Origin of the sequence: Bacillus sp. AP50 (genome assembly GCF_040492675.1) — a bacterium.
GTDB classification, from domain to species: domain Bacteria; phylum Bacillota; class Bacilli; order Bacillales; family Bacillaceae_G; genus Bacillus_A; species Bacillus_A cereus.
In genome coordinates this window covers 1-4,751 of the sequence record NZ_JBEUTW010000084.1, presented here as the reverse complement: position 1 = coordinate 4,751, position 4,751 = coordinate 1, and the positions used below count along the sequence as shown (strand labels likewise).

Sequence of the window (4,751 nt, the reverse complement as noted above, 5' to 3'; positions counted from 1 at the left end):
ATAGTATAGAAAATATTTAATTCTTATTTTTATTAAAAAAGTATGAATCCCAGATTTACTGGATTTTGATTGTAACTAAGAACATATAAAAGTTCACTGTTATTTATAGGAGAGTCTGTTTGTTTTTATATCTTATGTATTTCACCCTGCATAAAAAAATATTTCTCAACATTTTATTTGTTGAAAAAAGATTGAATATTCGTATTATAACGAATATTATGTTGTTATCGGCAAAAAACGATAATTTGCAGACACTGGGGAGGAAATACATTGAAAAAGAAAAAGAAATTAAAACCATTAGCGGTATTAACAACAGCAGCAGTACTAAGTAGTACGTTTGCTTTTGGAGGTCACGCAGCGTATGCTGAGACACCAACATCATCTCTACCAATAGATGAGCACTTAATACCGGAGGAGCGTTTGGCTGAAGCGCTAAAACAACGGGGGGTAATTGATCAATCTGCATCACAAGCTGAGACTTCAAAGGCTGTCGAAAAATATGTTGAGAAAAAGAAAGGGGAAAACCCTGGGAAAGAAATCTTAACAGGAGATAGTCTTACGCAAGAAGCCTCTGACTTTATGAAAAAAGTAAAAGATGCAAAAATGAGGGAAAATGAACAGGCGCAGCAGCCTGAAGTAGGCCCAGTAGCTGGACAAGGTGCAGCATTGAACCCTGGGAAATTAAATGGAAAAGTACCTACTACATCAGCGAAGCAAGAAGAATACAATGGAGCTGTTCGAAAAGATAAAGTACTTGTTTTACTTGTAGAATTTAGCGATTTTAAGCATAACAATATTGATCAAGAGCCAGGATACATGTATTCTAAGGACTTTAATCGTGAACATTATCAAAAAATGTTATTTGGTGATGAACCATTTACTTTATTTGATGGATCGAAAATTAACACATTTAAGCAATATTATGAAGAACAATCTGGTGGTAGCTATACAGTTGATGGGACTGTAACAGAATGGCTTACTGTTCCAGGAAAAGCATCAGATTATGGTGCTGATGCGGGTACTGGGCATGATAACAAGGGGCCTTTAGGACCAAAAGATTTTGTGAAAGAAGCATTAAAAGCAGCGGTAGCAAAAGGAATCAATTTAGCAGACTATGACCAATTTGATCAATACGATCAAGATGGTGATGGAAATAAAAATGAGCCAGATGGCATTATTGATCATTTAATGGTTGTACATGCTGGCGTTGGTCAAGAAGCTGGCGGCGGTAAATTGAAAGATGATGCGATTTGGTCACATCGTTCAAAACTAGGTTCAAAACCATATGCAATTGATGGCACGAAATCTTCTGTTTCGAACTGGGGCGGAAAGATGGCTGCATATGATTATACAATCGAGCCTGAAGACGGAGCAGTTGGTGTGTTTGCACATGAGTATGGCCATGATTTAGGCTTACCAGATGAATATGATACAAAGTACTCAGGACAAGGTGAACCTGTTGAGTCATGGTCTATTATGAGTGGTGGTAGCTGGGCTGGAAAAATTGCAGGAACAGAGCCAACGAGTTTCTCGCCACAAAATAAAGAGTTTTTCCAAAAGAATATGAAGGGGAACTGGGCGAATATTCTTGAAGTAGATTATGACAAACTTAGCAAAGGAATCGGTGTTGCAACATATGTAGATCAAAGTACTACAAAATCTAAACGACCTGGAATTGTTCGTGTTAACTTGCCGGACAAAGATATAAAAAATATCGAATCAGCGTTTGGTAAGAAGTTCTATTACAGTACAAAAGGAAATGACATTCATACAACACTTGAGACACCAGTATTTGACTTAACAAATGCAAAGGATGCTAAGTTCGATTATAAGGCATTTTACGAACTTGAAGCGAAGTATGATTTCCTTGACGTATATGCGATTGCAGAAGATGGAACGAAGACACGCATTGATAGAATGGGTGAAAAAGATATAAAAGGCGGCGCGGATACAACTGATGGTAAGTGGGTTGATAAATCATACGATTTAAGCCAATTCAAAGGAAAAAAAGTAAAACTGCAATTTGAGTACTTAACAGATATTGCAGTAGCTTATAAAGGATTTGCGTTAGATAATGCAGCCTTAACTGTAGATGGAAAAGTTGTTTTCTCTGATGATGCAGAAGGTCAGCCTGCAATGACGTTAAAAGGCTTTACTGTGTCTAACGGATTTGAACAGAAAAAACATAATTACTATGTAGAGTGGAGAAATTACGCTGGTTCTGACACTGCGTTACAATATGCACGTGGCCCAGTATTTAATACAGGAATGGTTGTATGGTATGCGGATCAAAGCTTTACAGATAACTGGGTAGGCGTTCATCCAGGTGAAGGGTTCTTAGGAGTAGTAGATTCTCATCCAGAGGCAATTGTAGGGACATTAAACGGACAACCTACTGTGAAGAGCAGTACGCGTTATCAAATTGCCGATGCGGCATTCTCATTTGATCAAACGCCAGCATGGAAAGTAAATTCACCAACACGCGGTATCTTTGATTATAAAGGATTACCAGGAGTGGCAAAATTTGATGATTCTAAGCAATACATCAACAGCGTTATTCCTGATGCAGGACGTAAGTTACCGAAGCTAGGACTGAAGTTTGAAGTGGTAGGCCAAGCTGAAGACAAGTCTGCAGGTGCAGTTTGGCTTCATCGATAAAATAAGGTAAAAAGAAGAGAAGCTGCGATAAGTCGGTGAAACTGACTGATTGCAGCTTTTTTCTTCTTGTGAAAAAACTCGCTGTTTTTTATGTACTTATTGGAAAAATATGAAGTTTCTTTGATACATAAAATGCTCCGTCTGTCCAATTATAGAAGCTATTTTGGACGTAAGAAATTTGTAAGTAATGAGTAAGAAAAAAGAGATTTTCATAGTATAAAATATTTATTATAGCTACTTTTAACACCTGATACTAATAGTGTGCTATAATATGAATTAGCAACAAAAAGGAAAGGAATTAGAACAATGACCTTAGAAAATACTAAAAATTTAAAAAAACAAGTTGCTCCTTTTGAAAAATCAACGATTAAAAAAAGTGTTTGGCAACTGATCAACACAATCGTGCCATTTATTATTTTATGGTACCTTGCTTATAAAAGTTTGTCAGTTTCTTATTGGTTAACATTAGTTCCAGCACTGTTAGCCGCTGGATTTATGACAAGGATTTTCATTATTTTTCATGATTGTACCCATTATTCATTCTTTAAGAGTCGACGTGCAAATAGAATAGTTGGAACGTGTATGGGTGTTTTAACATTATTCCCATTTGATCAGTGGGGGCATGAGCATTCTATTCACCACGCTACGAGTGGTAATTTGGATAAGAGGGGTACAGGGGATATTTGGACGCTTACAGTAGATGAATATGTAGCAGCACCATTTAGACTCCGTTTAGCATATCGTTTATATCGCAATCCATTCGTTATGTTTGGGTTAGGCCCGATTTATGTTTTCTTGCTTAAAAATAGATTTAACCGAAAAGGTGCTAGAAAAAAAGAACGTATGAACACTTATTTAACGAATATTTTAATCGTTGCTATTGTAGGAATGCTTTGCTGGGCAATTGGATGGCAATCGTTTCTTTTAGTACATGGTTCTATATTTTTAATAGCAGGTTCAATAGGGATTTGGCTGTTTTACGTACAGCACACATTCGAGGATTCTTATTTTGAAGAAGATAAAGAATGGGAATATGTGAAAGCGGCAGTGGAGGGAAGTTCTTTTTATAAACTTCCAAAAATTTTGCAATTTCTAACGGGTAATATTGGATTTCATCATGTTCACCATTTAAGTCCAAGAGTACCTAACTATAAACTAGAAGAGGCACACAACAATACCCTTCCTTTAAAAAATGTACCAACAATTACGCTTGCTACAAGCTTGCGTTCACTCCGTTTCCGTCTTTGGGATGAGAAAAGTAACAATTTTGTTAGCTTTAAAGATGTCAAAAATATAATTAAAAATAATGTTTCTGTTCGGGTGAAATCTGAACTATAATTGCATCGTATATAAAATTCCCCTTAATCATTTTCGATTTAAGGGGAGTTTTTGTTTAAAGATTAGATGCCAGATAAGAAGAAAAATTAAATGTTTCAAATTGTAATGGAAGCAGATTAGGAATTGCTAGTACGTAAGTACAAATACAAGATGACAATAAATGCATTATGTTAACAAGTGGAGTTATCATGAATGTTCCATTACGATAACTGTTCATAAATCCGACGAAAATTAATAGCAAAAGGGGGATCGTACAACAGTATATCTAAAAAATTAGAAAAGATTTGAACGGAAATTTCATTCATTTTTCTTGGTGTTCCGCATTCCATACACTTAAATAGGATGCATATTCTAATTCATCTGGATTGTCATGTAACATAGAAATGAATTCTAATTTATTTCTATCACAATCTAGAAAGTATACACTTGCAGCGGGCATCCACCTTTGGACAATTGGCTCTTGATTTCCTTTTCCTTGACTTCCTATCACTTCTATTCCACGCTCCTCTAACCACGCTTTAGAAGTCATTAAAAACTCTAAATTTACACCAAAAGCAAAATGTCTCAGCTCAAAGTCTTCGATATTATTTACTTCCCATAGTCCAAGCATTTGTTTTTTATTTTCTCCTAAATTTCTTACATGTAAATGAGTTTCGTATATGTTCTGTATCATTATGATCATTCCTTTCTTTCTTGATAACTACCAGTTGAGTAATGAATGTAGTTCTAATAATGTACAGCTATATCTGATATAC

3 protein-coding genes are annotated in these 4,751 nt (G+C 35.7%); 2 read left to right on the top strand and 1 reads right to left on the bottom strand.

From position 1 onward, the window contains the following. The first annotated feature begins 270 nt into the window (after nt 1-270). Both ABWK52_RS08095 and ABWK52_RS08090 read left to right on the top strand, forming a co-directional pair. The gene (locus ABWK52_RS08095; RefSeq protein WP_000727449.1) at nt 271-2,658 is read left to right on the top strand and encodes an immune inhibitor A domain-containing protein; all 2,388 of its coding nucleotides are present in this window, start codon (nt 271-273) and stop codon (nt 2,656-2,658) included. A 306-nt stretch (nt 2,659-2,964) separates the two neighbouring features. Then, a complete protein-coding gene (locus tag ABWK52_RS08090; protein WP_000171499.1) occupies nt 2,965-3,996 on the top strand; it encodes a fatty acid desaturase in 1,032 nt (343 codons plus the stop codon). Nucleotides 3,997-4,297: 301 nt separating this feature from the next. Here ABWK52_RS08090 and ABWK52_RS08085 read toward each other — a convergent pair whose 3' ends face one another. After that, nucleotides 4,298-4,669 (bottom strand): VOC family protein, encoded by a 372-nt coding sequence (locus ABWK52_RS08085; protein ID WP_353771913.1) that lies wholly within the window; start codon nt 4,667-4,669, stop codon nt 4,298-4,300. Nucleotides 4,670-4,751 lie beyond the last annotated feature (82 nt).